Genomic DNA, 25,065 nt, shown 5'->3' on the forward strand with positions numbered 1-25,065 from the left:
TCCCGCTCGTCGCCTATCGTCTCTGCCGTGCGGCAGTTCGTCCGGGACCGGGTTCGCGCGTCCGTCGACGCGCTCGAACGCATCGTCGGCGGGCTCGGCACGGCGACCCTCGCGCTCGGCGCGTTCCTGTCGCTGTTCGTCACGGCGGCCGCGTCGCTGGCCGGCATCGGCCTGGTGGCCGTCCCGTCGGCACTGAAGGCGGCCCGTTGGGCGGCGGACCGGGAGCGGGCGCGACTGTCGCGATGGGACGCCGTCCTGCCGTCGCCGCCGCCGGTGCCGGCCGGCTGGCGCGACGCCGTGCGCGACCCGTGGGTCCGGCGGGATGCCGCGTTCGTCGCCGTCCACGGCACGGGCGGGTTCGCGCTGGGGATGATCGGGCTCGCGCTGCCGCTGTCGGCGGTGCAGTACCTGCTGTTCCCGCTGTACTACTGGGCGCCGCCGCCGGACGTGGGCGGCCCCGGCTACGTCACCTGGCGCATCGACGGGCTGCCCGACGCGCTCGCCGTCGCGCTCATGGGTGCCGGCTGGCTCGCCGTGTCCGTCGCGCTCGGCCCCCGGATCGCCCGCTGGCAGGCGGCGCCGGGGCGGCGGTGGCTTCCGCCGCCCCGGGACGTGGACATGTCGCTGCGGATCGCCGAGCTCACCGCCACCCGCGCGGCCGCCCTCGACGCGCACGCCGTCGAGCTGCGCCGCATCGAACGGTCGCTGCACGACGGGGCGCAGAACCGGCTCGTCGCGGTCACCGTGCTGCTCGGCGCCGCCCGGCGGGCCCTCGCCCGCGATCCGGCACTGGCGGCGGAGGTGCTGGACCGCGCCCACGACGCCGCCGAGCTGGCGCTCGCGGAGCTGCGGACCGTCGTGCGCGGGATCCTGCCGCCGGTGCTCGACGACCGTGGGCTCGCCGGCGCGCTCGACGGCCTGGCCGCCGGCTGCGGCGTGCCGTGCACGGTCGAGGTGGACGTGCCGGGGCGGTGCGCGGTGTCGGTCGAGGCGACGGCGTACTTCGTGGTCGCCGAGGCGTTGACCAACGTCGCCCGGCACAGCGGCGCCGGTACCGTGGCCGTCACCGTGACGAGAAGGACCGACCGGCTGCACGTGACGGTGACCGACGACGGCCACGGCGGCGCCGACGAGGGCCGCGGCTCCGGCATCGGCGGCATCCGCCGGCGGGTCGAGGCCCACGACGGCCGGTTCACCCTGACCAGCCCACCCGGTGGGCCGACGACGATACATGTGGAGCTGCCGTGCGGATCGTGATCGCCGAGGACGACGCCCTGCTGCGGGAAGGCCTGGCCCTGCTGCTGCGGGCCGAGCAGCTCGACGTGGTCGCCGTCACTGGCGCGCCGGACACGTTCCTGGCCGCGGTGGACGAGCACCGGCCCGACGTCGCGATCGTCGACGTCCGCATGCCGCCGACCCACACCGACGAGGGCATCGTGGCCGCCGTCGAGGCGCGGCGCCGCCAGCCGGGCCTCGCGGTGCTGGTGCTGTCGGCGTACGTGGAGCAGGCGTTCGCCACCGACCTGCTCGCCGGGGGAGCGGCCCGGCTCGGCTACCTGCTCAAGGAGCGGGTCGGCCGGGTCGAGGAGTTCCTCGAGGCGCTGCACCGCGTCGCCGGCGGGGGCACCGCGATCGACCCGGAGGTGGTCAGCCAGCTCTTCGCCCGCACCCGCCCCGACAGCACGCTGAGCCTTCTCAGCCCGCGGGAGCGCGACGTGCTCGCCCTGATGGCCGAAGGTCTCGGCAACACGGCGATCGCGGAGCGGCTGTTCGTCACCGAAGGGGCAGTGCACAAGCACATCCGCAGCATCTTCGCCAAGCTCGGCCTCGCGCCCGACGACCGCGCCGACCGGCGGGTCACGGCGGTCCTGCGGCACCTGGAGGACACCCGGCGCCTAGGGTGAGCACAGGGTAAGCACAGCGTGAGCGCGGGAGTAAGTACAGCCTGCTGTACCACGGTCCGCCAGCACGCTGGATCGATCATGGCCGGGTGCCGCCATAGCGTCGTCGGCATGGACATGAACGTTGGACAGGACGCCGGCGCGGCGGTCCGCGTCGAGCAGCTGACCCGCACGTATGGCACCGGACCGCAGGCGGTCACCGCGCTCGCCGGCGTGGACGTGCGGTTCGACCGCGGCACGTTCACGGCGGTGATGGGGCCGTCCGGCTCCGGCAAGAGCACGCTGCTGCAGACCGCGGCCGGCCTGGACCGGGCCACGTCCGGCCGGGTGTGGATCGGCGGCACCGAGCTGTCCGGCCTGTCGGAGACGAGGCTGACGAAGCTGCGCCGCGACCGGATCGGCTTCGTGTTCCAGGCGTTCAACCTCGTCAACGCGCTGACGGTGCAGGAGAACATCGTGCTCCCGCTGCGCCTGTCGGGCGGGCGGCCCGACCAGCCGTGGCTGCACCACGTGGTCGACCGGGTCGGGCTGCGGGAACGCCTGCACCACCGGCCGTCCGCGCTGTCCGGCGGGCAGCAGCAGCGGGTCGCGATCGCCCGGGCCCTCGCCACCCGCCCCGAGGTGATCTTCTGCGACGAGCCGACCGGCGCGCTGGACACGGAGACCGCGGCGGACGTGCTGAGCCTGCTGCGCGCCGTCGTCGACGAGCACCGGCAGACGGTCGTGATGGTGACGCACGACCCGGTGGCCGCCTCGTACGCCGACCGGGTCCTGGTCCTCGCCGACGGCCGGATCGTGCGCGACCTGCCGCAGCCGGGCGTGGAGCGCATCGCCGAGCAACTCGCGTCGCTGGGCCGCCGCCGGGCGGTGGCGGCATGAGCGGGCCGCAGCGCAGCGGAGGAGCCGCGAATCAGCATTGCAGTGTTGGGTCAGGCCGACGCCGGAGCGCAGCGGAGGTGGCGGCATGACCAGGCTGGCATTGCGGATGCTGCGGCACCGTCCCGGTTCGGCGGTCGCCTCGCTCGTCGCCCTCGCCGCGGGCGTCATGATCCTCATGGCCATGGGCGCGCTCGTCGAGTCCGGGCTGCGGTACAAGCCGTCGCCGGCCCGATACGCCGCAGCCGACGTGGTGGTCGCGCACCGCGACATCACCATCAGCGCCAAGGACCTCGACGGTGAGGTCGTCTGGTCGACGGTACGGCTCCCCGAAGGCGGCACCGTCCCGGCGGACCTGGTCGAGCGGATCCGCGCGCTCGCCGGGGTCGCCACGGTCGCGGCCGACGACCCTGTGCCGGTCGGGTTGCCCGATGTCACCGGGCACGGCTGGGCCAGTGCCGCACTGACACCGTTCCGGCTCGTCGCCGGAGTCCCGCCGGCCGCGGCGGAGCAGATCGCGGTCGACCGGCGGCTCGGGATGGCGCCCGGCCAGCAGACGATCCTGGTCGTCGGCGGCGCCGCACGGACGTACCGGGTCAGCGGCGTCGTCGACGGGCCGGCACCCGCGGTCTTCTTCACCGACACGCACGCCGCGACCCTGTCGCCGCACCCCGGCCGGATCGCCGCCATCGGGATCGTCGCGCAACCCGGCACCGACAAGGCCGCCCTCGCGGCGGCGGTACGCGGGCTCGCGGCCGAAGCGGGTGGGAAGGTCTACACCGGCGCGGACCGCGGCCTGGCCGAGGGCTCCGCCGACCTCGACGCACGCGACCTGCTGATCCAGGCCGGCGGCGCGTTCGGCGGGTACGTCGTGCTGCTGATCGGGTTCGTCGTCGCCGCCACCGTCGGGCTGTCGGTGCGGCACCGCCGACGCGACCTCGCACTGCTGCGCGCCGTTGCCGCGACCCCCGGCCAGGTCCGCCGGATGATCATGGCCGAGGCGGCCGCGGTGGGTCTCGCCGCCGTCGCGGTCGGCGTCCCCGCCGGCCTGCTCGCGACCCGCTGGGTGCGCGGCCAGCTCGTGGGCCGCGGCTTCGTCCCCGCGACGTTCCCGATCGCCGACGGCCTGCTCGCGACGGTCGCGGCCGCCGGCGTCACCACGCTCGTCGCGGTGCTGTCCGCGCTGATCGCCGCCCGCCGCGTCACCGCGATCCGCCCCGTCGAGGCCCTCGGCGAGGTGGCGGTCGAGCCGACCCGCGGCGGCAAGGCGCGCCTCGTCTGCGGTCTCGTCGCGCTGGCCGGCGCGGGCTCCTCAGGCGCGTTCACGCTCGGCGCCGGCGGGCAGGCGGCGCTCGCCGCCGCGGTCGGCATGCTGTACCTGTTCGTGACCGCGGTCGGCCTCCTCGCGCCGTGGATCAACCGGGCCGCCGCCCAGGCGCTGGCGCCGGTGCTGCGCGCGGTGTGGGGGACCAGCGGATACCTGGCGACCGCCAACCTGAAGGCGAACGCGCGCGGCACGGCCGCCGTGCTCACCGCGCTGGTGCTGTCCGTCGGGCTCGGCGGATCCGTGTGGTTCCTGCAGGACAACCTCGAACGGCAGACCCTCGCCCAGCGCCGCGACGGCCTGCGCGCCTCGCAGGCCCTGGTCTCCCCGGCCGGGCTGCCCGTCGGCGCCGCCGACGACGCGCGGAAGCTTCCCGGCGTCCGGGCCGCCACGTCGGTACGGCGCACGTCCGTCATCGTGAAGTTCCTCGACGGCGCGGAGACGGTCGGCGCCCAGGCCGTCTCCGCGCCGGACCTGACCGCCACGATGGACCTGCGGGTGCGCCAGGGCGACCTGTCCGCGCTGTCCGCCGGTACCGTGGCCGCATCGTCGATCAGAGCATCGACCCACGGCTGGGAGATCGGCGACACGGTCCCGCTGTGGCTCGGCGACGGCACACCCGTGCGGCTCACCCTCGTCGCCGTCTATGAGCGCGGCCTCGGCTTCGGCGACATCACCCTGGCGCGCGACACGGTCGCCGGCCACACCGCCCGCGACGTCGACGACGAGGTCCTCATCAGCACGTCGGGTCCGGCGGACCTGTCGGCGCTCACGGCCCGGCACCCCGGCAGCACGCTCGTCGCCACCAGCGGCCAGACCCGGCAGCTCGCCGCCGACCTCGCCGTCAGCGCCTGGCTCAACAGGCTGCTCGTCGGCGTCATGGTCGGCTACGCCGCCCTCGCGGCCGCCAACACTATGGTCATCGCGGCCCTCGCCCGCCGCCGCGAGCTCGCCGTGCTCCGCCTCGCCGGCGTCACCCGCGGCCAGGCGAAGCGGATGGTCCACGCCGAACAGGCCGGCCTCCTCGGCGTCGCGGTCCTCATGGGCGCGGCGATCGCCCTGGCCACCCTGACCACGGTGGTGCACGCGGTGACCGGCGAACCGCTGCCCTACGTGCCGCCCCTCGGCTGGGCCACCGTCATCGCCGGCACGGCGCTGCTCGCCCTCCTCACCACGGTGCTGCCGATCGGCCGCCTGCTGCGCGTCCCGCCGATGGAGCACATGGGCGTGAAGGAGTGAGCGCCCGCCGGAGTCCGTACGATGCGTCGGGTGCGGACGTGGGACTTCGGCGCCCTGCGGACGGCCACCGTCGGCGGCGTGGCCGTCGTCGCGGGCATGTTCAGCACGGTCGACCAGGCCACGGCCTGCACGCTGCACGAGGCGGACACGGGCCGGCTGCTCGGCGGGTGGCCGATGCCCTACGACTGGTGCTTCTCCCGCCCCGACACGAACCTGTCGACGTTCGCGGCGGACGGCGAGGCGTACTCGATCGTCCGCGGCCGCGGCTACGACTGCATCGCGCACCGGCTCACCCTCGACGGCCCGGAGCCGGTCGGCCGGTTCGAACCGGACGGCGACGGCGTCTACACCGTGGCGGCGGCCGTGGTGTCCGGGCGGCCGGCGGTGCTCAGCAGCGACTGGCGGCGCGTCCACTACCACGACCTGCGCACCGGCGAGGCGCTCCGGGCGCCGTGGAGCGCGCCGGACGGCTGGCGGGTGGACGAGCTCGTCGCGGTGGCCGGCGGGGCGTACGCCTGGCTGGAGCCCGACGACGACTCGCCGCGGACCGACTGGCGCGGCTGGCTGTGGGACGCGATCGGTGGCCGGCCGGTCGGGCCGCCCGTGTTCGTGCGCGGCTACCGCTGGGGCCCGTGGGCCCTCGGCCGGCGGCCGGCGCTGCTGGTGAAGACCGACTGGCGGGAGTACCGGGTCCTCGACCTGGCCCTGCGCCGCCCGGCCGGCCCGGCGTTGCCGGCGACCGTGCAGGACCTGAGCGCGCCCGCGGTCGGTGTCCTGCACGGCCGTGCGGTCCTGGCCGCCGTGACGGGACCCGCGCTCACGGTGTGGGACCTGCTCACCGGCGCGGCCCGGCACGTCGTCGCCCTGCCCGATGTACCGCTCGCGGTGGCCGTCGCCGCCGACCGGCTGTACGTCGCCGACCCCGAAGGCGAGATCAGCGCACACCCGGTGCCGCCGCGGGCACTGCACCCGCTCGCACCCCGGTAGCAACCGTCGGCGCGGCCGTCCGTACATGGATGCATCGCGCACTGGGTATGCGGCACACGGGCGCGCGCGCCCGCCACCTGTCATCAGCCGGATCGACCATGGAGGTGTGCGCCGGACGCGTGCCCTGACCGTCATCCCGCGGCAACGGCAGTCCCTCGCCGTGACCGACGTCCCCGACCCGGAGCCGGGCGACGGCGAGCTGCTCGTCGAGGGGCTGGCCGTCGGGGTGTGCGGCACCGACAAGGAGATCGCCCACGGCGACCACGGCTCGGCGCCGCGTCACCGTGGACGCCGGCGACCTCAACCGGGAGCTCGTCCTGGACAACAACGTGGTCGTCGGCTCGGTGAACGCCAACCTCGGCCACTACGCCACGGCCGCGGACGCGCTGGCCGAGGCCGACCGGGACTGGCTCGGCCGGCTGATCACCCGCCGGGTGCCGCTGGAGCGGGCCTCGGAGGCGTTCACCGCCACCGACGAGGACGTCAAGGTCGTCATCACCCTCGACGACCGATGAGCACGGGCCGGGCCGCTGCCGTTCAGCGGGACAGCGCCTTCTCCAGCTCGGCCTTGCTCATGGCGGAGCGTCCCTTGATGTTGCGCTGCCTGGCCTCGTTGTACAGCTGCTCCTTCGTGCGTCCCTGAGCGCCCGAGTGTGAGCGCTTCCCGCCGCGATGCCCGGACGACACGTCGTTGATCGAGGACCGGCTGGCCGTCCGGGACTCTCCCGCGCGGGCCCGCTCCTTGTTGACCGTCCGCGCGGCGATCTCCTCGGCGACGTCCGTTGACCTGCCGCGCCGTTTCACGCTTTCCTTGATGTGCTCGTACTGCCGTTCGCGCTTGGCATTGGAACCGGCTGGCATCTGCTCCTCCTGGGATTGCGCAGGACCTCTCGCCGGTACTGGTTCCCATCCGCGCGGCGGGTAAGCGCGGCCGCACCGCCGGTACCCTGGCCGACCGGGCGTGCGGGGATTGTTCAAGTCGGCCCGGACGGTGCCGATGTCTGCCGACGACCAGCTGGCGGGGGCGAGGAGGGTTGAGGATGCGGCTGTCTCGCGGGGTCGGCGCGTTGCTGCCGGCCGGTGCGGTGCTGGCGGTGCTGGCGGTGCTCGCCGGGCTGCTGCTGCCGCCGGACGCCTCCCGGCCGGTGACGGTCCTGGCCGACCTCGGGCTGCTCGGTGCGCTGACGTTCGTGGTGCACCGCACGTCGCGCGTCCCCGGGGTACCGCCCGCGGCCGCCCGGTTCTGGGTCAGCCTGGCGCGGGCGCTGCTGGTGTACGCGATCGGCATGGCCGTGGACCTCGCCGCGCTGCTGACGACCTCGGTCAGCGGGCGGTCCGTGTCGATGTACGGCGCGCAACTGGTCTATCCGGTCGCCGGCGTGTTCACCATGTACGCCGTGTTCCGCTACCCGACCGTCACCCACAGCCGGTCGCAGAAGCTGCGCGTCGGCCTCGACGCCGGCATCGTGCTCGTCGGCACCGCCGCGTTCATCTGGTACTTCACGGTCAGCAGCCACTGGGCCCCGGACCTCGGCTGGCTGTCGCTGTCGGAGACCCTGGCCCTGCCGGTGACGGTCCTCGTCGCCGGGTTCGGCGTGCTCCGCGTGGCGCTCGTCGGCGCCGGCCTGCTCACCCGCCCGACCCTGGCCTGCTACGCCGCCTGCATCACGCTGTCGGGCGTCGCCACCGCGCTGCCCATCGGGCAGGAGGAGGCGCCGATCGCCCCGACCGTCCTGCTGCTGCTGGCGCAGCTGTCCTCGCTGACCGGGGCGGTGCTGCAGCACCAGGCGAGCGTCGCCGGCACCGTGCCGCCCCTGGCCCGCCGCGACCGGCCGTTCAGCGTCCTGCCGTACGGCGCCTCCGCCGCCGCGTTCGGGCTGCTGGTCGCCGTCGTCGGCCCCGGGCTCGACTGGCGCCGCGGGGGAGTCCTGGCCGGCACCGGCGTCCTGCTGGTCCTGGTCGCGACCCGCCAGCTGGCGGCCCTGCACGAGAACAACCGGCTGCTCACGCAGAACAGGGCGCTCACCGAGCAACTGCGGCACCAGGCGTGGCACGACGAGCTGACCGGCCTGGCGAACCGGGCCTCGTTCAGCCGCTACGTGGACGAGGCGATCGAGCGGTTCACCGCGACCGGCGACGACACCGCGCTGCTGCTCATCGACCTGGACGGGTTCAAGGCGGTGAACGACACCTTCGGGCACGTGGTCGGGGACCAGCTGCTGTGCGACGTCGCCGGCCGGCTGACCCGCGAGGCCGGCGACGACGCGGTCGTCTGCCGCCTCGGCGGCGACGAGTTCGTCGTGCTCACCGGCCAGACCGGCGGGCGCGCCGCCGGCCTCGCCAGCCGGCTGGTGCAGGCCGTCGCCGCCCACGCCGTCATCGGCGGCAACCCGGTCCGGGTCGGCGCGAGCATCGGCATCGCCGCCGTCAGCGACGCCCCGGGCGGCGCCGCCGACCTGCTCCGCCGCGCCGACACGGCCATGTACGCGGTCAAGTCCGCCGGCAAGAACAGCTGGCGCCTCAGCGACACCCCCGCGCCCGCCACCACCGGCCGCTGACCTCCCTCCCGATCTGGTCGCCTGCCGGGCGGAGAGGCAGCGGCGTGCTACAGGAAGCCGAGCTGACGCGCGAATTCCCGGTGAACCGAAACGAGCTGTGCTAACGGGATCGGCTTACGGGACACCGCGGAAAGGTCCCTACCCTCCCGGGTCCAGGGCGGCGGCACTGCGCTGATCCCGTGATCCAGGGCAACATCTCGCAGCTTGTGGCAGCAGCTCCGTATCCGGTGGAGGTGCTGCCGGTCAATCCGGAGCGGGCGTCGGTCTGCCTGACAGCCCTGGGAATCACGGCCAGGTCGTGGCTCGGGGCGGTGGTCGCCGACAGTGGCGGGCTGGTGGATCGACCACGGTTGGCTCCGGGTACTCGAGGGCGGCCATGACGGGCTGCCGGATGTGGCTGCCAAGTCGGACCCGAGTGCTGGTCATCTCGCCTGGCAGGACCTCGAGCTCGGGTATGGCGACTGGCTCGATGTTCGCGGGTGCGATTTCGCAGTTCTACGAGGCCTTGCTTGCGCTGGCCGGGGTGGGAAACCGAGGTGGCCGGCGTCGGTCCACGCAGGCTGTTCCACCGCCTCAGCCTTGCACGGCTCCAACCATGCGACGCTGCGGGCCTTCCGCAGAACCAACCCGAGATCGTCCGGCTTGACCCGTAACGGATCAAGCCGGGCTGCGTGCTTGTCGGCGCGGCAGCAGAACGAGCGGCGTCAGCCGACCGGGACGGTGGCGGGGCGCTGGTCGCTGATCCACCGGCTGAGGTCGGCCGCGGGCATCGGGCGGGCGTAGTGGTAGCCCTGGGCGATGTCGCAGCCGAGCGCCTGCAGGGCGGCGACGTGGGCGATGCCCTCGACACCCTCGGCGACGACGGTCATGCCGAGGTTGTGGCCGAGCTCGATCGCGCCGCGGACGAGGACGGCGTCGTCGTGGTCGGCGTCCATGTGCAGGACGAACGTGCGGTCGACCTTCAGCTCGTCGACGGGCAGGCGCTTCAGGTACGCCATGGACGAGTAGCCGGTGCCGTAGTCGTCGATCGACAGCCGGACGCCGAGCTCGTGCAGCTCGGTGAGGGTGGCGGTGGCGGTCGCGGGGTTCGCCATGACGGCCGACTCCGTCACCTCCAGCCGCAGCAGCGACGCCGGCACGTCGAACTCGCGCAGCAGCGCGACGACGTGGCCGACCAGGCCCGCGTCGAGCAGGCAGCGCGGCGACACGTTGACCGCGACCGGCAGGGTCAGGCCGTCGTCCAGCCAGGTGCGGACCTGACCGAGCGCGGCGCGCAGCACGTACAGGGTGAGCCGGCTGATCAGTCCGGTGGTCTCGGCGACGGGGATGAACTCCGCCGGTGGGATCGCGCCGCGGGTCGGGTGCTGCCAGCGCACGAGGGCCTCGGCACCGGACACCTGCCCGTCGTTGAGCCGGACCTTCGGCTGGTAGTGCAGGGTGAGCTGGTCGGTGCTGTCCAGGGCGCGGCGCAGGTCGCCGAGCAGCAGCAGGCGGCTGCCGTCCTCGACCTGCATCGCCGGGTCGTAGACGGCGACACCGGTCTTGGTGTCCTTCGCGCTGTACATGGCGATGTCGGCGCAGCGCAGGGCGGCCTCGACCGTGGTGGCGTGCTCCGGGGCCGCCGCGACGCCGATGCTGGCCTCGATGTCGACGGTCACGTCGTCGAGCACGAAGCTGCGGTGCAGCTCGCTCTGCAGGCGGGTGGCCAGGCGGGCGGCGTCGTGCGCGGCGGCCTGCGGCAGCAGGATCGCGAACTCGTCCCCGGACAGCCGCGCGACCAGGTCGCCGGAGCGCACCGTGGCGCTGGTCCGGGCCGCGACCTGCCGCAGCAGCTCGTCGCCGTAGTGGTGGCCCAGGGTGTCGTTGACCTCCTTGAACCGGTCCAGGTCCAGCATCAGCACGGAGGTGCCGGCGCCGCGGTCCTGCGCGTCCCGCAGCGCGTCGGCGGCGCGGCGGGCGAACAGCGCCCGGTTCGGCAGGCCGGTCAGCGAGTCGTGCGAGGCCAGGTACTCGCTGGAGGCGGCGTGCCGCATCAGCCGGCGCTGGTACCCCACGCTGGCCACCAGCAGCACCGTCATCAGCACCAGCCCGACCGCGAACCCGGCGACCGTCGCGATGAACGCGAGCGTCTCGACCCGCTCCAGGTGCCGCAGCGCGCGGGCGGCCTGCGCGTCCCGTTCGACGGTCGCGGTCTGCACGATCCGGTTGATCCGCTCGAACAGCGACTGCGCGCGGCCGGTGTCGATCCGGGCCACGTCACCGTCGTCGACGGCGTCGAAGACGTCGGTGACCGCCTGCAGGTACTGCCCGTGCAGCGCGCCGAGCTCGGTCGCCAGGCGCCGGTCGGTGTCGGTGCCGAACCGTTCCACGTCGAGCAGCGCGTCCTGCAGCGACGCGCCCGCGGTGGTGTGCGACGTCCGCACGACCGATCCTGGCTCGACCCGGTACAGCCGCTCGCTGCGCTCCTCGGTGATGACGGCGTCGTGGATGCGGCCGTACGCGGCGGCGAGCGCGCACACCTTGCTGACGGCCGCCGCCGACCGGCGGGTCTGCGCCACCCCGGTGACGCTCAGACCGGTCAGGCCCAGCATGATCACGGCGAGGCCGGTCACGGCGTACCACCGCCGTCGCTGCGAACGCTGCACTGCCGCCGCCCCTCGAATGCCTGGCCGTCGTCCGACACCACGACATCGGGGCGCACGGTCCGGGGCTGAGCGCGGCCCGCGCGCCGCTCCCCGGCTGCACCCCGGTTGCGACCGTCCGCCGTCCGCCGGTGTCAGCCGGCCGGGTCGGGTGGGCCGCCGGCCTCGCCCGCGGCCCACATGCGGGCGGCGATGCCGACCCGGTTCCGCACGCCGAGCTTGGCCTGGATGCTGGCGACGTGGGTCTTCACCGTCCCGGCGGAGATGCTGAGCGACTCGGCGATCTCCGCGTTGGTGCCGCCGGCCGCCACCGCCCTGGCGACGTCCCGCTCCCGGCCGGTCAGCCCTGAGACGCCGGCCGCCGCCGCGGGCAGCGGCTGGAGGCGGCGCAGCAGCCGGACGGTCAGCTGCGGGCTGATCAGCGTGTCGCCGGCCATCGCCGCCCGGACCTGCTCGCCGGCAAGCCGTTCGGCTGGCCCGACGGGGTGTCGGTCGCCTCGCAGCTGCCGTGGCCGGTGCTGCATCAGGGCATCCTGATGGCCGGCGGTGTCCTGTTCGCCCTCGCCGCGCTCGCCCACCGCCGTGCCCGCCGCGGCGCCTGTGCGACCTGCGGCCGGGCCGGCCTTCAGGCCCCCGGCCGGGATCCGGCGCGCTGGGGCAGGGCGGCGGTGTGGGTCGCTGCCGGTGTCCCGGTCGTGTACGCCGCGACCCGGTTCGCCTGGGCCCTCGGCATCCCCCTCGGCTTCAGCTCCGCCCAGCTGCGCGACATGGCCGAGGAGATGCCGGGCATCTGGTGGGGCGGCGCGGCGCTGGGCGGCATGGGCCTCATCGGCTCGGTGCTGACCTTCGGCCTCATCCGCCCGTGGGGCGAACGGTTCCCGCGCTGGATCCCGTTGCTGCGCGGACGCCGCGTGCCGGTCGCCCTCGCCGTCGTCCCCGCGGTCGTCGTCGCGATGGCGGTCACGTCGGCGGGCCTGATGTTCGCCCGCGTGCTGTACCTGGACCCCGACCCGGACAAGCTGGCGATGATGGGCCCCGCCCTGCTGTGGCCGGTATGGGGCGCCGCCCTGGCCGTCGCCGCGGCCGCGTACCGCATCCGCCGCCGCGGCGACTGCCGGACGTGCTCGCCACGGGCCTCACACAGGCCTCACACGGCGGCGGACGGGCTGCGTGTGGGCGATTGACAAAACATCTTTTTACGTAAAGACTCGCTTTCGCATGAGTGACCTCGCCCAACTCGGCGGCTCCAGTAGGCAGTACCGAAGGAGATCCCAATGACAGAGCTGACAGAGCACAGTGATCTGCGGCTGAGCGCGGTCATGCCGGCCGCGCTGAAGGTGGTCCACGCCGCGCTGACCGACGCGGCCGCGCTGCGGGTGTGGCTGGCCGAGCAGGCCGAGGTGACGCTGCCCGACCGGTTCCAGTTCTGGGGCCGCCACACGCCCGACGGTGCCGAGCCGCGGCAGCGGGTGCTGTCCGCCGACGAGCGCGGCCTGCGGCTGGCCTGGACCGTCGGCGGTGTCGAGACCACGGTCGAGATCACCCTGACCGAGCACGAGGCCGGCGCCGACGGCACGGAGAGCACGCTGCTCACCCTGACGCAGACGGACCTGCCGACCTTCGCGGAGGTCCTGTCGGACATGGCGGGGCCGCGCGGTGAGCTGCAGACGTTCTGGACGCTCGCCCTGGAGAACCTGCACGACCACCTGGCGGGGCGCGAGCTGACCCCGAAGTGCGACTACACCTCACCGCAGCTGCAGGGCTCGGTGGTCATCGACGCCACGCCGCAGGCGGTGTTCGACGCGCTCACCCAGTCGGACCGCTACACCAGGTGGTCCGGTGTCCGCGTCGACATCGAGCCGAGGGTGGACGGCCGGTTCGCGATGGGCGGCTTCGACCTGGACCCGTCGGGCGGCGTCAGGTTCGTCGAGTTCGAGCCGGGGCGCCGGGCGTCGCTGCGGTTCCCCGACGGGCTCACCTCCACCTGGGAGCTGGAGGGCTCGGGCGGCCGGACCCGGCTCACGTTCGTGCAGAGCGGGTTCGACGTGGAGAACCCGCCCTACCCGGGCTGGTCCGGCTGGCTCAGTGGCCTCGCCGCGGTGCGGCGCTACCTCGAGGTGCCCGGCTTCCGCCGGATCTGGCGCCAGTACGAGGCACCGGGCATCCCCGCCGGGATGTTCGCCATCGACGACTGACGGCGCCGGCCGGACCCGGTGCGCAAAGGGGGAGGGCGGAGCGGTGATGCCGCTCCGCCCTGCACGGTGTCGCCGGGTGCGCTCAGTGCGCGGCGAGCGGCATCGAGGACGGGGTGATCGGCGACGGCAGGGCGCCGCCGGTGCCGAGGTACTCGTGGACCGCCGCCGCCGCGGAGCGGCCCTCGGCGATCGCCCACACGATCAGCGACGGCCCGCGGCGGGCGTCACCGGCGACGAAGATGCCCGGCGCGTCGGTCTGCCACGCGGCGTCGGTGTCGATCGTGCCGCGCCGGTTGCGGGTCAGCTCGACCTGCTCGAGGTGGGCGCCGTCCTGCGTGCCGCCGAAACCGATCGCCAGCAGGGCCAGGTCCGCGGGGATCTCGCGGATGGTGCCCTCGACCTCGGTGAGGGTGAAGCCCGGACCGAGCAGGACGTCGACCAGCTCGACCGCCCGGAGTTTGCCGTCCTCGGTGCCGATGAAGCGGCGGATCGCGCAGCCGAAGTTGCGCTCGCCGCCCTCCTCGTGGGCCGAGCCGCTGCGCAGCATGATCGGCCAGGTCGGCCACGGGTTGCGGGCCGAGTCGCGCTGCGGCGGGGGCAGCGGGGCGACCTCGACGAGCTGGACGCTGGCCGCGCCCTGGCGGTGCGCGGTGCCGAGGCAGTCCGCCGCGGTGTCACCGCCACCGACGACGATGACGTGACGCCCTTCGGCGCTGATCGGCGGGGCGTCCAGCGAGCCGGCGACGACCCGGTTGGCGCCCTCCAGGTACTCCATGGCCTGGTGGATGCCGCTCAGCTCGCGGCCGGGGGTGTCCGGCACGTCACGGGCGTCGAGCGCGCCGCAGGCCAGGACGACGGCGTCGTGCTGCTTGCGCAGGTCCGCGAGCGACACGTCCTCGCCGACGTGGCAGCTGGTGACGAACGTCACGCCCTCCGCCTCGAGCTGGGCGACGCGCTGGTCGATGTGGTGCTTCTCGAACTTGAAGTCCGGGATGCCGTAGCGCAGCAGGCCGCCGATGGCGTCGCTGCGCTCGTACACCGTGGTCGCGTGACCGGCGCGGGCCAGCTGCTGCGCCGCGGCGAGACCGGCCGGGCCGGACCCGACCACGGCGACGCTGCGCCCCGACGGCGCCGCCACCGGGAACGGCTTGAGCGGCCCGCCGTCGGTGGCGCGGTTGATGATCTCGACCTCGACCTGCTTGATCGTGACCGGGTCGTCACCGATGCCGAGGACGCAGGCGGCCTCGCACGGCGCCGGGCACAGCCGCCCGGTGAACTCGGGGAAGTTGTTGGTCGCGTGCAGCACGTCGGCCGCGCGCTCCCAGTCACCGGTGCGGACCAGGTCGTTCCAGTCCGGGATCAGGTTGCCCAGCGGGCAGCCGTTGTGGCAGTACGGGACACCGCAGTTCATGCACCGGGCGGCCTGCTCGTGGATGAGCTGCGAGTCCGCGCGCTGGTAGACGTCGCGCCAGTCCGCGACCCGCTCGGTCACAGGACGCAGCAGCGGCAGCTGACGCCGGTACTTCATGAAGCCCATCGGATCGGGCATGCCTGACCTCCACCGTTGCCTGTGGGTGCATCGGAATACGGTGGGACAGCGTTGGCCCGGCCTGTCGGTGCACCTTAGCGGTGCAGCCCAGGTTTCTCACAGTGGGTACCGGAGCCAAATTTCCCACACCATGCCTGCACCCCTCCCACCTGGTGGAAGCGACGGCGCACGACCTGGCGTTCTGGCAGGCGCTCGTGGCGCCCCGGTGCCGATCACGCCGTCCCAGATAGTGGCGTGCCGTCGCCGCGGGACGGCTGTGCAGGGTCCGGCCGGTCGTGCATACTGTGCCGCCAGATGATCAAGCCCGGGCGGATGAGAGCACAATGAACGACCACGACGACGACCCGTTCCACGGGCTTGACGACTGGGCCAAGGACGTCGAACGACGGGCGAAGCGGGCCCACCGCTGGGGCCGCGTGGCGCGCCTCTTCCGTTGGTCCTTCCGTTGGTCCGAGGTCACCAAGACGACCCTCTGGATCGCCAGCGCCGTCGCCGCGGCGGTGCTCCTGGCCGCCGCCTTCCCGTATGTGAAAGCGGCGTTCACGTCCGATCCGGGCAGCGGCGACACCGGAACGGCCGCCTACCCGACCCAACCGGTGCCCAGCGGCATCTCCGTGACCACCTCGGCGAGCGCCACCCCGACGGGCCCGTTCGACGGCACCGCGGCCGCGACGTACCCCAAGGGCGACGCCGGGATCACCATGCCGCCGGCGACCGCCGTCACCGGCTTCACCCAGGCCGAGGTGGGCGCGGACCTGCAACTGGTGCACCAGGCGCTGGTGGCCGGCCGCCTGGACCGGAAGACGCTCGTCGGCCACGACAACTCCGCGTTCCTCGCCCTGCTGGCACCGAACGCCCGCGCCGGGACCACGAAGTGGCTCACCGGCGCCACCCGCATCAACGCGGTGACCTGGATCGACCCGTCCACGAAACTCGACCCGGACGAGCAGCCCCGCGTCAGTGGCCGCGTCACCTTCGACTCCGCCAAGGTCGACGGCGTCCAGACCCTGCGCGTCACCACGAACTTCGTCTGGGTCTACGCGTTCGACGTGCGCCAGCCAACCCCGATCGCCGCCGTCCACGACAGCATCCGCTGGGAGTTCCCGAAGCCCGACCAGGTCCGCAAGAACGACCGCGGCATGTGGATCGCCGACACCGACTCCTACGTCGCATGGATGGACTGCGCCGGCGCCGACAAGGGCCTGCTCGCCCCGGGCAAACCGGCACCCGCCACCCCCCACCCGAGCGAATCCGAACCCGCCGACGCCATCCTGCGCCCCGACCACACCCTCGACATCGGCGACGACTGCGCCAAACCCCCCACAACCCCCAAGCCGTAGCGGCCGCGTCACCGGTGGGGTGCGGCGGCCCGGAGCGGCACTACCGGGGCAGAGATCACCGAAATCGAGGACGCCGCCCGGCCAAATCCCGCCTGAGGCTGCCGAGGGCTTCGCTGATGCGTTCCTGGAACAGTTCGTCGGCCCAGACGACGTCGTCGGCGGAGCTGGCCACGCCGGAGCGGTCGTCGCCGTCGAGGAGCGCTTCCAGGACGGGAATCGTCTCGACCGCGTGCAGTTCCACGATGAGCGGGAGCGCTGAGCGCCCGCCGTAGTCGAGGATCCCGCGGCCGAGCGGCTCGGCCGACTCCGCCGTCGGCACGCCGAGCCGGGCGAGCGCCCGTACGGCGGACAACCTATTCCAGCGGTCACCCAGGCGGTCGCGCAGCAGCGGTTCCAAGCGGGCGACCGAGCCGGGTGAGCCGAGCGCAAGGTCGGCGATCAGGTCCGCGGCATGACGCGCCGGGGTGTCCCCGGCGGCCAGCACCGCCTCCACGGTCGGCAGCACCTCCGTCGGACCGGCCACCGCCGCCACCACCCTGGCCGCCAGGACTTGTTGGTCGCGCTGTGGGTGGACCGGCGCGGCGACACCGGTCAGGAACGGGGCCGCGACGGGCAGCAAGGAGGCCAAGGCATCGCCGAGGCCATTGAGGTCCGGCAGAGACGGCCCCGCACCGCTGGTGAGAGCGACCCGGAGAGCGTCGACAACGACGCCGGTTTCCCCGGTCAGCCGCCGGACCGCCAGCGCCGCGTCCAGGTCACCTGCTTCCGTCGCTCGAATCCGCCAGTACGGGACGGCGGCGTGCTCGTCGTGACCCAACAGCAGCAGCGCCTGAGCGACCTGCGGACCGGCGTGCGGCAAGGCGGCGGCCAGCGCCGGCACGAGCACGGCGGCGCCGGCGCCCCAGTGCCCGACCATCCCGGCCAGCACCTCGGCGTCCGCCGGACGGGCGACCAGCCGGCCGTGCACCGTGGCCAGGACCTCCGGCGTGCAGCGGACCGCGCCGGGCGCGAACCGGAACCGGTGCCCTCGGGCGGCCGCCGCACAGACCGGCACCACCCAGCGCGGGTCACCGAGCCGGTGCAACGTCTCGACCGCCCGGTATTCGACGGTGAATCCCGACGCCCCGGCCGTGTCGGAGAAGCGGGCGGCGACGTCGGCCACCACATCGGCGAACTGCCCGGCCGCGGCGCCCGCCCGGCGCAGCACGTGCATCACCTGATCGCGGACGTCAGGATCCGGATCGTCGAGCAGCGCCGCGACCATCGGCACGAGCAGCGCGGGCGCCGATCGCCGGGCGTCGCACCGGGCGCTCAACGCCCAAAGCCCGGACTCGCGGGTCCGCGGGTTGCCGGACCGCAGCATGTGCTGGACCACCTCGTGGGTCGCGAGGTCTTCGAACCATTCCGCTCCGCGGGTCCACGGCCAGGCGACGGTCGCGCCCGCGTCGATCGCGGCCACCACGGCGGGGACCGTGCCCGCCGGCCAATCCAGGCCGGCCCGGAGCAACGCCACCGCGGCCGCCGCGCTGACCGCCGGCCCGCCGCGCAGGGCAGCCTCGCCGAGCGCCGCTTCGGCGGCGCCGGGATCCACCTCGCCCAACGCGAGTGCCAGGGCCGCCCGCGCCTTCGGGTCGTCCTCGACCGCCCACCGTTGCCACAACGCCCCGGCGGCGACGTCGGCCCTGGTGGCGGCATACGCGGCGGCCTCGCGGACCGCGGGCTCGGCGTCGTCGAGCAGGCCCGTCAGCGGCTCCAACTGGTCGTTGACCGCCGCCCGTACCTGCGGGAAGGCGGCACCGGAGGCGTGCTGGGGGTCGGCGAGCATGCCGAGCATCCAGACGAAGTCAGCCCGACGGACCGCGGCCACCGCGGCCAGCTCCGCGAGAAACGGCACCGCGGCCGCCGTAGCGGGGTACACCGTGCCCTGGTGGAAGATGCTGCCGTGCAGCTCGGAGATGGCCTCCTCGTTGTCCTCGGATGCCGCCTGCCGGAGAAGGTCCGGCACGTCGCCCGCGCTGCCGTACGCGTGTGACAGCTCGCCCCAGGCAACTGCGTCAAGGCCACCAAGCACGCCGCGCACCCTACCCCGCGGCGGTTACCGGGTGAGTTGGACGACGTACTCGGTGTCGTGGTGGTTTCCGACGAGCTCCGTGAACTCGCCGGCGACGAACGTCCAGCCGCCGTCGGCGATGATGGCCCGCAGCTTGTCGATGGGGATGCGGACGGCGTCGTCTGGGACGTTCCACGCGTCGATCGATTCGCGGGCGCGGGCCTCGAGGTCCTCGATCGTGGCGATGTCGTCCGGGTCGGGTTCGTCGCCGCTGTACGGTGTCCAATCACCCTCGGTGACGCGTCGCATCAGCTCCGTGGTCGCCGCCTCGGGGTTGTCGATGCTCTCGTCCCAGTCGTGCTCGAAGTAGCTGAACATCAGCAGCACGGACTCGGTCATGCCGCCGGCTGCCGGGTGAGCTTGACGACGTACTCGGTGTCGTTGTGGTGCCCTTCGAACTCGGAGAACTCGCCCGCGACGAACGTCCAGCCCCCGCCGTCGATGACGGCCCGCAGCTTCTCGATCGGGACGCGCACGACGTCGTCGGGCACGTCCCACTCGTCGACCGCCTCGCGGGCGCGGGCCTCAAGCTCCTCGATCGTCGCGATGTCCTCCGGGTCGGGTTCGTCGCCGCTGTACGGCGTCCACTCACCCTCGGTGACGCGCCGCATCAGCTCCGCATCCATCGCCTCAGCACCCTCAAGACTCTCGTCCCAGTCGTGCTCGAAGTAGCTGAACATGAGCATCACGGTCTCGGCCACGGTGATGATCGTAGGCGTCACCGGACGATGCCCGCGTGTGGAGCAGCCGGACTGGAGGGATGCCGCTTGGACGAGCAAGGCCTGGCAGGTTGGAGGGCGTCGATCGAGGTGGCCGTCGCGCGGGCGCTGCGCGACATCGTGTCGACGTGTTTCGGGCCTGTGGGTCAGTCCGCGGGCTGCGTGTGCCGAACCGGCTGGTGTGGCAGCAGCGCGTCGGTGAGCGTGGAGGTCAGCCAGTCGGCGTAGTCGTCGATGGGCCAGCCGCAGGTGGTTGTCAGTCGTTCGAAGACCTCGATCGACGTCAGCGCGAAGATGATGTCGGCCGCGCGGTCCACGTCGACGCCGGGTCGCAGAGCGCCGGCCGCGGCGAGCATGCCGGCTGGGCCGCGAGTCCCGGTGCGGCGCTGGGCCTCCGACTCCTGCAGGAGTGAACCCAGGCCGCCGGCCGCCGCGCGCAGCACCGCGTGCACCGGGGCGATGCGTTCGGCGGTGGTGGCCACCATGCTGGCGTAGAGCTGCAGTTTGCGCGCTGGGTCGGGCTCGGCGATGATCGCCGCCACGGCCGGCCGCTCGCTCATCGCGACCGGCGCGGCGTCGCCGGCCAGGGTCGTGTCGTAGACCAGCTTTGCCAGGCCTGCCTTTCCTCCGGGGCAGGCGGCGTAGAGCGTCTGGACCGCAACCCCGGCTGCGGCAGCCACGTCGCCCATGGTGGTGTCGGCGTAACCGCGGGCGAGCATGAGTTCCCGGGCGGCGTCGGCAATTCGCTGGCGCGTGCCGTCGGACTGCTCGCGACGGAGTTCGCTTTCGTACCGGCGTTTGGGCTTGTCGGTCATCGGACACCATGTTGCCAGAATTTTCAGTGGAAGACATTCTATTCAATATAAGTCGATCCAATCGAGTGGAGTTCGGTCATGCGTACCTGGTCGTTCGAGGTCGTGCGTGCCCTGGCAACGGCGCTCGTCGCGCTGTATGCCGGCGGCGTCTTGTTCGTGGTCATCGCGCCGAGCGTTACCCGCCTGCCCGCCGACGCCTACACGCGCTGGTGGCAAGCCATGAACACCGATATGAGCCGGGCCATGCCACCGATGTTGCTGACCTGTCTGGGCCTGCTGACCCTCACCGCAGTGCTGAGCTACGGCCGTTCGAAGCCCGCCTTCGTCGCGGCGGTCGTGGCGATCCTGCTCATCGTGGTCACCATCGGGCTGACCGTGAGCCGGCTGGAGCCACTCAACGCCATCGGCGACACGTGGAACCCGGACGCTCCACCAGCCGACTGGACCGAGGTCCGCAGCCGCTGGCAGCGACTGCACCTGGTGCGTACCTTCCTCGCCCTGCTGACCCTGGTAACCCTCCTGGCTGCCCACGTCGTGGAGCGGGCGGCGACGCCGTCCAGCGCCACACCGAACCCGAACCCGAGCCGGTCAGCCGAGCTGACGGCAGCTCAACCGAAGGTGTAGTCCGTCCAGCCCAGCGGACTCGGCGGCGCCACCCAGCATGATCGTTCCACTAGCCTGTGGTGGTGGCCGGAACCGAACTGGACGAGTTGATCGTGGCTGACGGCGTGGCGCTGCGCGCGTGGCTGCTGGAGCACCACACCGCCTCCCCTGGCGTGTGGCTTGCGCTGACCAGGAAGGACGGCTCCGTCACCACGCTGACCTGGCAGCACGCGGTCGACGAGGCACTGTGCTTCGGCTGGATCGACGGGCAGGCCCGCAAGCGCGACGAGGGGAGTTCCTGGAGGCGGTTCACCCCGCGCCGGCCCCGCAGCGTCTGGTCCCAGCGCGATGTCGCCAACGTGGCCCGGCTGGAGGCGGCCGGCCTGATGCTGCCCGCCGGCCGGGCCGCGGTGGACGCCGCGAAGGCCGACGGGCGGTGGACAGCCGCCTATGCGCCGTCGTCGGAAGCGGAGGTGCCGGCCGACCTGCGCGCCGCGATCGCCGCCGACCCAGCGGCGCAGGCGATGTTCGACGTGCTCACCAAGACCAACCGCTTCTCCCTCATCAGCCGGGTCAATACCGTCAAGCGGGCCGAGACGCGCACCCGGAAGATCGCCGAGTTCGTAGCGATGCTCGCCCGGCACGAGACGATCCATCCGCAGCGAGCCAGGCCGGCGGACCCGCCGGCATCGTGACGGGATACGGCATCATTCGGCTATGGCGATCGGCGGAACCGCGCGGCACGAGACTCAGCTTGATCTGCCGGACCGTGTCGCCGCCGCGGTGGCGGCGGCCCGCGGCGCCGGTTTCACCGCGTCGTGCCTGCCTGAGCACGGTCGCTTGCTGCAGCTGCTGGCCGCCGGGATCGGCGCCGGACGCATCGCCGAGACCGGCACTGGGTACGGCGTCGGCCTGGCGTGGATGGTCAGCGGGGCGCATCCTGACGCTCAACTGTTCAGCATCGAACGAGAACCGCATCGAGCCCAGCGAGCGCAACAGCTGTTCGCGGATGACTCGCGGGTGAAGGTTCGCTGCGGTGATTGGCGCGAGCTGGTTGACGAGGCGCCGTTCGACATGCTGGTCCTCGACGGCGGCGGCCAGGGCAAGGCGGACGAGCCACCGCTCGAACCGGCCGACTGGCTCCGCCGAGGGGCCGTGGTGGTGATCGACGACTTCACTCCCATGACCAGTTGGCCGCCCCGACACGCAGGAGAGCTCGACGAAGCACGCATGTTCTGGCTGGAGCATCCGCGGCTACGGACAACGGAGATACGCGTGACGCCGACCGCGGCGTCGCTCGTCGCCACGTACATCGGCTGAACAGGGTCACGGCGAGGACGGGGGAGCGGACCGGGCAGATACCGGCTGTCGGGCAAGCGTCAGCACGCCGAGCGCGGCGGCGGCACAGACGAGCATCGTCGCCGCCATCGGTACGGCGGAAGCCTGGCCGGCCAGGCTCATGGCGGACGCCGCGACGCCCGCGACCAGGAACTGCAGCAGCCCCTGCAGCGAGGAGGCGGCACCGGCGGAGGCGCCGTGCCCGGCGAGGGCGAGCGAGGTGGCGTTGGCCAGCACGACGCCCAGCATCGACACGACGACGAACAGGGAGACGAGCAGCACCGGCAGCGGCAGGCGGGCCGCGGCGGCCACGACGACGCCGGTGGCGCCCGTGACGGCGACGCAGAGGGCGCCGCGCAGCAGCGTGCGCTCGTGCGCGACCCGGCCGACGAGCAGCCCGTTGAGCTGGCCGAAGAGCACGATGCCCAGGCCGTTGCCGCCGAAGACGAGGCTGAACTGCTGGGCGCTCAGCCCGTACACCTCCTGCAGAACGAACGACGAGCCGGAGATGTAGGCGAACACCGCCGCGAACATCAGCGCCGCGGCCAGGACGTGCCGCAGGTAGTGCCGGTCGGTGCCGAGGGTCCGGAACGCGCGCAGCGTGCCGCGGAAGCCGGACCGGCGGCGTTGCGCGGGCAGCGACTCGGGCAGCGCGAGGACGACCGCGACGGACAGGACGGTGCCGAAGCCGGCCAGCACCAGGAACACCGCCCGCCAGGTGGCGACCGTCAGCAGCTGCCCGCCGACGACGGGCGCCAGGATCGGGGCGGCGCCGTTGACGAGCATGAGCGTGGAGAAGAAGCGGGTCATGGCGGTGCCCTCGAAGAGGTCCCGGACGATCGCGCGGGACAGCACGACGCCGGTCGCGGCGCCGAGGGACTGCACGGCCCGGCCGGCGATCAGCCAGCCGACGTCCGGGGCGAACGCGCACCACAGGGAGCCGGCGACGTACAGGGCCAGGCCCAGCAGGAGCGGCCGGCGGCGTCCCCAGGCGTCCGACAGCGGGCCGGCGATCACCTGACCGGCGGCGAGCCCGACCACGAAGACGGTCAGCGTCAGCTGCACCAGCGGCGCGCTGGTGTGCAGGTCGTGCGCCATGCCGGGCATCGCCGGCAGGTACATGTCGATGGTGAGCGGGCCGAACGCGGCGAGCGAGCCGAGCACCACCGCCAGCCGGGCCCGCCGCCCGCGGCGCAGGTCCTCGCCGGCAAGGGTTATCAGCACATAACTATGATGTCATAATCCACTAGGATGTGAACCGTGGGCAACGACACCGATCTCGCCGACCTGGCGCAGCTGATCCTCAATGTCGGCCGGCTGGTGCGCGCCCGTACACCGGAAGGCCCCGACGTCGTGCCCATGACCGAGACCGAGCGGCACGTGATGCGGGTCGTGGACCTCTTCCCGGGCGCCTCGCCCAGCCAGATCGCCGACCGCGCCGGGCTCCAGCGCACCAACGTCAGCACCGCCCTGCGCGGCCTCGAGGAGAAGGGCATGGTCGCCCGCCGTGCCACCGCCGGCCGCGGCGTCGCCGTCCACCCGACCGAACGCGCCGCCGCCAACCTGCGGACGCTGCGCGCCGTCTGGGCCCGCGAGCTCGCCGAGGCCCTCGGTGAGGACCTCGGCGACGTCCGCCGGTGCACCGCGCTGCTCGACCGCCTGGAGCGGCACTTCACCACGGCGCGCTGAGCGTCAGCCGACGGAGACCCGCCAGCCCCTCGGCGTCACGGCGGCGGCCGGGTGGAAGTACGTCGTGGTGCCGCCCGGCGACATGGCCACGATCATCCCGCCGATCTTCAGCCCGGCCGCGTCATAGGTGAAGACGTTGCCGCCGCTGTCGCCCAGCCGGGTCATGACGCCGCCGCCGCTGACCAGCCGGTCGAGGCTGCACGTGGTGATGCCGTCGGTCATCAGCACGCAGAGGTTCGTCGCGTCGACCGTGCCCGAGCACACCTCGCCGCCGAACGCGCCGTTGGTGCAGAACGTCTGGCCGACCACGGAGGCCTTCGTCCCGCGGATGGTGTCACCGTAGTCGCTGGTCGAGGGGCCCTTGTAGGTCCACGGCGTGAAGGTCCCGAGGACGTACTCGACGTCCTTGCCGTTGTCCGTCAGCGTCCGGCTTGTCACCGTGCCGATCGAGACACCGTTGTTGGAGACGACCGCGGCGTTGGCGAAGCAGTGGCCCGACGTGACCATCCTGCGGGTGGCCGGCGTGCCGGGCACCTCGACGAAGAACCCGGCGGTGCAGGCCGTGCCGCCCGAGGTGATCCGGATCCCGGCGGCCCAGGGCTTCCAGTCGGCGGTCCGGCTCGCCCTGGTCGCCCGCGCGGCCTGGTGCAGGGCGACCCGGTCGCCGAACTCCGCCCGCGCGGCGGCCACCAGCCGTGGCGACAGCTCCGTCACGCCGACCGCGACGCGGTTGTGGGTGACGTCGACGTACCACTCCGACAGTGACGCGCCGCCGGGCCGCCACCGGCCGACGCGTTGGCGCACCGCGTCCAGCTCGGCCAGGCTGTGGCTGACCGGGACGAGGTCGACCCGCCATCCCCGCCCGCCCTGACCGGCGGCGCTGGGGCCCACCTTGGAACGCGCCGCGGCGAGCCGGCCCGGCGCGTACCGGATGGTCAGGACGTTGCCGGCCTCGTCGACGCTCACCCCGCCGAAGGTCGCCTGGTCGGCGCCCGCGAGGGAGACGAGCTCGTCGGCGCGGGCCTGGTCGACGACGAGCGGTGACGGCGCCGCGCCGGCGGGCACGGCGGACGCCGCCGCACCCACGATGCCGACGAGCGCCGTCACGATGTACCGCCTGCACAGCGAACGCATGAGACCGCCTCCGGAAACATCGACGAGCATGGTTGCTCGGTGCACT

At 73.4% G+C, this 25,065-nt stretch carries 24 protein-coding genes and 1 pseudogene; 15 read left to right on the top strand and 10 right to left on the bottom strand.

Going from position 1 to position 25,065, the window contains the following annotated elements; translation table 11 throughout:
- Nucleotides 1-27 precede the first annotated feature (27 nt).
- The 6 genes and pseudogenes from ACQEVZ_RS40600 to ACQEVZ_RS40625 all read left to right on the top strand — a co-directional run.
- The gene (locus ACQEVZ_RS40600; RefSeq protein ID WP_433377487.1) at nt 28-1,257 is read left to right on the top strand and encodes a sensor histidine kinase; all 1,230 of its coding nucleotides are present in this window, start codon (nt 28-30) and stop codon (nt 1,255-1,257) included.
- Entirely contained in the window at nt 1,245-1,904 is a 660-nt protein-coding gene (locus ACQEVZ_RS40605) for a response regulator (RefSeq protein ID WP_433377490.1), read from the top strand. The genes ACQEVZ_RS40600 and ACQEVZ_RS40605 overlap by 13 nt, the downstream gene beginning before the upstream one ends.
- 108 nt (nt 1,905-2,012) lie before the next feature.
- On the top strand, nt 2,013-2,780 hold the full coding sequence (locus ACQEVZ_RS40610; protein ID WP_344507350.1) for an ABC transporter ATP-binding protein: 768 nt from the start codon (nt 2,013-2,015) through the stop codon (nt 2,778-2,780).
- A gap of 85 nt (nt 2,781-2,865) precedes the next feature.
- On the top strand, nt 2,866-5,340 hold the full coding sequence (locus tag ACQEVZ_RS40615; protein WP_433377494.1) for an FtsX-like permease family protein: 2,475 nt from the start codon (nt 2,866-2,868) through the stop codon (nt 5,338-5,340).
- Between the two features lie 30 nt (nt 5,341-5,370).
- Nucleotides 5,371-6,327 carry a hypothetical protein gene (locus ACQEVZ_RS40620; protein WP_433377497.1) on the top strand — a complete coding sequence of 319 codons (957 nt, stop codon included), beginning with the start codon at nt 5,371-5,373 and terminating at the stop codon, nt 6,325-6,327.
- Nucleotides 6,328-6,608: 281 nt separating this feature from the next.
- A pseudogene (locus ACQEVZ_RS40625) lies at nt 6,609-6,842 on the top strand (theronine dehydrogenase); the annotation flags it as partial.
- A gap of 22 nt (nt 6,843-6,864) precedes the next feature.
- Here ACQEVZ_RS40625 and ACQEVZ_RS40630 read toward each other — a convergent pair.
- Nucleotides 6,865-7,188, bottom strand: coding sequence for a plasmid stabilization protein (locus ACQEVZ_RS40630; protein WP_344507357.1), 324 nt, complete (start codon nt 7,186-7,188; stop codon nt 6,865-6,867).
- Nucleotides 7,189-7,367: 179 nt separating this feature from the next.
- Between ACQEVZ_RS40630 and ACQEVZ_RS40635 the strand changes: the two genes are divergently transcribed.
- The gene (locus ACQEVZ_RS40635) at nt 7,368-8,885 is read left to right on the top strand and encodes a diguanylate cyclase domain-containing protein (protein ID WP_433377500.1); all 1,518 of its coding nucleotides are present in this window, start codon (nt 7,368-7,370) and stop codon (nt 8,883-8,885) included.
- A 179-nt stretch (nt 8,886-9,064) separates the two neighbouring features.
- Entirely contained in the window at nt 9,065-9,265 is a 201-nt protein-coding gene (locus tag ACQEVZ_RS40640) for a DUF2625 family protein (RefSeq protein ID WP_433377503.1), read from the top strand.
- Nucleotides 9,266-9,589: 324 nt separating this feature from the next.
- On the opposite strand, the gene ACQEVZ_RS40645 is transcribed toward ACQEVZ_RS40640, so the two are convergent.
- Nucleotides 9,590-11,497: a putative bifunctional diguanylate cyclase/phosphodiesterase gene (locus ACQEVZ_RS40645; protein ID WP_433377506.1), complete on the bottom strand. Its 1,908-nt coding sequence runs from the start codon at nt 11,495-11,497 to the stop codon at nt 9,590-9,592.
- 164 nt (nt 11,498-11,661) lie between these two features.
- A complete protein-coding gene (locus ACQEVZ_RS40650) occupies nt 11,662-12,051 on the bottom strand; it encodes a helix-turn-helix transcriptional regulator (RefSeq protein ID WP_433377509.1) in 390 nt (129 codons plus the stop codon).
- On the opposite strand from ACQEVZ_RS40650, the gene ACQEVZ_RS40655 reads away from it, so the two are divergent.
- A complete protein-coding gene (locus tag ACQEVZ_RS40655) occupies nt 12,043-12,711 on the top strand; it encodes a hypothetical protein (protein WP_433377512.1) in 669 nt (222 codons plus the stop codon). The two genes, ACQEVZ_RS40650 and ACQEVZ_RS40655, sit on opposite strands and share 9 nt — an antisense overlap.
- Nucleotides 12,712-12,801: 90 nt before the next feature.
- Nucleotides 12,802-13,722: an SRPBCC family protein gene (locus ACQEVZ_RS40660; protein WP_433377515.1), complete on the top strand. Its 921-nt coding sequence runs from the start codon at nt 12,802-12,804 to the stop codon at nt 13,720-13,722.
- Between the two features lie 82 nt (nt 13,723-13,804).
- Here the strand turns inward: ACQEVZ_RS40660 and ACQEVZ_RS40665 are convergent, their stop codons facing one another.
- The gene (locus ACQEVZ_RS40665; RefSeq protein ID WP_354901819.1) at nt 13,805-15,271 is read right to left on the bottom strand and encodes a glutamate synthase subunit beta; all 1,467 of its coding nucleotides are present in this window, start codon (nt 15,269-15,271) and stop codon (nt 13,805-13,807) included.
- 323 nt (nt 15,272-15,594) lie between these two features.
- Here ACQEVZ_RS40665 and ACQEVZ_RS40670 point away from each other — a divergent pair, with 323 nt between their 5' ends.
- A complete protein-coding gene (locus ACQEVZ_RS40670; RefSeq protein ID WP_433377518.1) occupies nt 15,595-16,611 on the top strand; it encodes a hypothetical protein in 1,017 nt (338 codons plus the stop codon).
- A gap of 55 nt (nt 16,612-16,666) precedes the next feature.
- Here the strand turns inward: ACQEVZ_RS40670 and ACQEVZ_RS40675 are convergent, their stop codons facing one another.
- The 4 genes from ACQEVZ_RS40675 to ACQEVZ_RS40690 form a co-directional block, all read right to left on the bottom strand.
- Nucleotides 16,667-18,682: a hypothetical protein gene (locus ACQEVZ_RS40675; RefSeq protein ID WP_433377521.1), complete on the bottom strand. Its 2,016-nt coding sequence runs from the start codon at nt 18,680-18,682 to the stop codon at nt 16,667-16,669.
- Nucleotides 18,683-18,706: 24 nt separating this feature from the next.
- A complete protein-coding gene (locus ACQEVZ_RS40680; RefSeq protein ID WP_433377524.1) occupies nt 18,707-19,060 on the bottom strand; it encodes a hypothetical protein in 354 nt (117 codons plus the stop codon).
- A complete protein-coding gene (locus ACQEVZ_RS40685; RefSeq protein WP_433377527.1) occupies nt 19,057-19,422 on the bottom strand; it encodes a hypothetical protein in 366 nt (121 codons plus the stop codon). The genes ACQEVZ_RS40680 and ACQEVZ_RS40685 overlap by 4 nt, the downstream gene beginning before the upstream one ends.
- A gap of 164 nt (nt 19,423-19,586) precedes the next feature.
- Nucleotides 19,587-20,255, bottom strand: a complete 669-nt coding sequence (locus tag ACQEVZ_RS40690; RefSeq protein ID WP_433377530.1) for a TetR/AcrR family transcriptional regulator — start codon at nt 20,253-20,255, stop codon at nt 19,587-19,589.
- A 78-nt stretch (nt 20,256-20,333) separates the two neighbouring features.
- Between ACQEVZ_RS40690 and ACQEVZ_RS40695 the strand changes: the two genes are divergently transcribed.
- The 3 genes from ACQEVZ_RS40695 (at nt 20,334) to ACQEVZ_RS40705 (ending at nt 22,178) form a co-directional block, all read left to right on the top strand.
- Nucleotides 20,334-20,879 carry an anthrone oxygenase family protein gene (locus tag ACQEVZ_RS40695; protein ID WP_433377533.1) on the top strand — a complete coding sequence of 182 codons (546 nt, stop codon included), beginning with the start codon at nt 20,334-20,336 and terminating at the stop codon, nt 20,877-20,879.
- A gap of 62 nt (nt 20,880-20,941) precedes the next feature.
- A complete protein-coding gene (locus ACQEVZ_RS40700) occupies nt 20,942-21,553 on the top strand; it encodes a YdeI/OmpD-associated family protein (RefSeq protein WP_433377536.1) in 612 nt (203 codons plus the stop codon).
- Between the two features lie 22 nt (nt 21,554-21,575).
- Nucleotides 21,576-22,178 (top strand): O-methyltransferase, encoded by a 603-nt coding sequence (locus ACQEVZ_RS40705; RefSeq protein WP_354901802.1) that lies wholly within the window; start codon nt 21,576-21,578, stop codon nt 22,176-22,178.
- 6 nt (nt 22,179-22,184) lie between these two features.
- On the opposite strand, the gene ACQEVZ_RS40710 is transcribed toward ACQEVZ_RS40705, so the two are convergent.
- A complete protein-coding gene (locus ACQEVZ_RS40710) occupies nt 22,185-23,420 on the bottom strand; it encodes a multidrug effflux MFS transporter (protein ID WP_433377540.1) in 1,236 nt (411 codons plus the stop codon).
- 36 nt (nt 23,421-23,456) lie between these two features.
- Between ACQEVZ_RS40710 and ACQEVZ_RS40715 the strand changes: the two genes are divergently transcribed.
- Nucleotides 23,457-23,885 (top strand): MarR family winged helix-turn-helix transcriptional regulator, encoded by a 429-nt coding sequence (locus tag ACQEVZ_RS40715; protein WP_344507391.1) that lies wholly within the window; start codon nt 23,457-23,459, stop codon nt 23,883-23,885.
- Nucleotides 23,886-23,888: 3 nt separating this feature from the next.
- Here ACQEVZ_RS40715 and ACQEVZ_RS40720 read toward each other — a convergent pair whose 3' ends face one another.
- Nucleotides 23,889-25,019 (bottom strand): alpha-lytic protease prodomain-containing protein, encoded by a 1,131-nt coding sequence (locus ACQEVZ_RS40720; RefSeq protein WP_433377543.1) that lies wholly within the window; start codon nt 25,017-25,019, stop codon nt 23,889-23,891.
- Nucleotides 25,020-25,065 lie beyond the last annotated feature (46 nt).

It is taken from the genome of Dactylosporangium sp. CA-152071, assembly GCF_050936335.1.
Classification (GTDB): domain Bacteria; phylum Actinomycetota; class Actinomycetes; order Mycobacteriales; family Micromonosporaceae; genus Dactylosporangium; species Dactylosporangium maewongense.

What these genes read in the sequence shown, in the direction of transcription:
- ACQEVZ_RS40610 (WP_344507350.1), top strand. Translation starts at nt 2,013, where the DNA reads ATGGACATGAACGTTGGACAGGACGCCGGCGCGGCGGTCCGCGTCGAG.
- ACQEVZ_RS40615 (WP_433377494.1), top strand. Translation starts at nt 2,866, where the DNA reads ATGACCAGGCTGGCATTGCGGATGCTGCGGCACCGTCCCGGTTCGGCG.
- ACQEVZ_RS40630 (WP_344507357.1), bottom strand. Translation starts at nt 7,188, where the DNA reads ATGCCAGCCGGTTCCAATGCCAAGCGCGAACGGCAGTACGAGCACATC.
- ACQEVZ_RS40635 (WP_433377500.1), top strand. Translation starts at nt 7,368, where the DNA reads ATGCGGCTGTCTCGCGGGGTCGGCGCGTTGCTGCCGGCCGGTGCGGTG.
- ACQEVZ_RS40650 (WP_433377509.1), bottom strand. Translation starts at nt 12,051, where the DNA reads ATGCAGCACCGGCCACGGCAGCTGCGAGGCGACCGACACCCCGTCGGG.
- ACQEVZ_RS40660 (WP_433377515.1), top strand. Translation starts at nt 12,802, where the DNA reads ATGACAGAGCTGACAGAGCACAGTGATCTGCGGCTGAGCGCGGTCATG.
- ACQEVZ_RS40665 (WP_354901819.1), bottom strand. Translation starts at nt 15,271, where the DNA reads ATGCCCGATCCGATGGGCTTCATGAAGTACCGGCGTCAGCTGCCGCTG.
- ACQEVZ_RS40670 (WP_433377518.1), top strand. Translation starts at nt 15,595, where the DNA reads ATGAACGACCACGACGACGACCCGTTCCACGGGCTTGACGACTGGGCC.
- ACQEVZ_RS40680 (WP_433377524.1), bottom strand. Translation starts at nt 19,060, where the DNA reads ATGACCGAGTCCGTGCTGCTGATGTTCAGCTACTTCGAGCACGACTGG.
- ACQEVZ_RS40690 (WP_433377530.1), bottom strand. Translation starts at nt 20,255, where the DNA reads ATGACCGACAAGCCCAAACGCCGGTACGAAAGCGAACTCCGTCGCGAG.
- ACQEVZ_RS40695 (WP_433377533.1), top strand. Translation starts at nt 20,334, where the DNA reads ATGCGTACCTGGTCGTTCGAGGTCGTGCGTGCCCTGGCAACGGCGCTC.
- ACQEVZ_RS40705 (WP_354901802.1), top strand. Translation starts at nt 21,576, where the DNA reads ATGGCGATCGGCGGAACCGCGCGGCACGAGACTCAGCTTGATCTGCCG.
- ACQEVZ_RS40720 (WP_433377543.1), bottom strand. Translation starts at nt 25,019, where the DNA reads ATGCGTTCGCTGTGCAGGCGGTACATCGTGACGGCGCTCGTCGGCATC.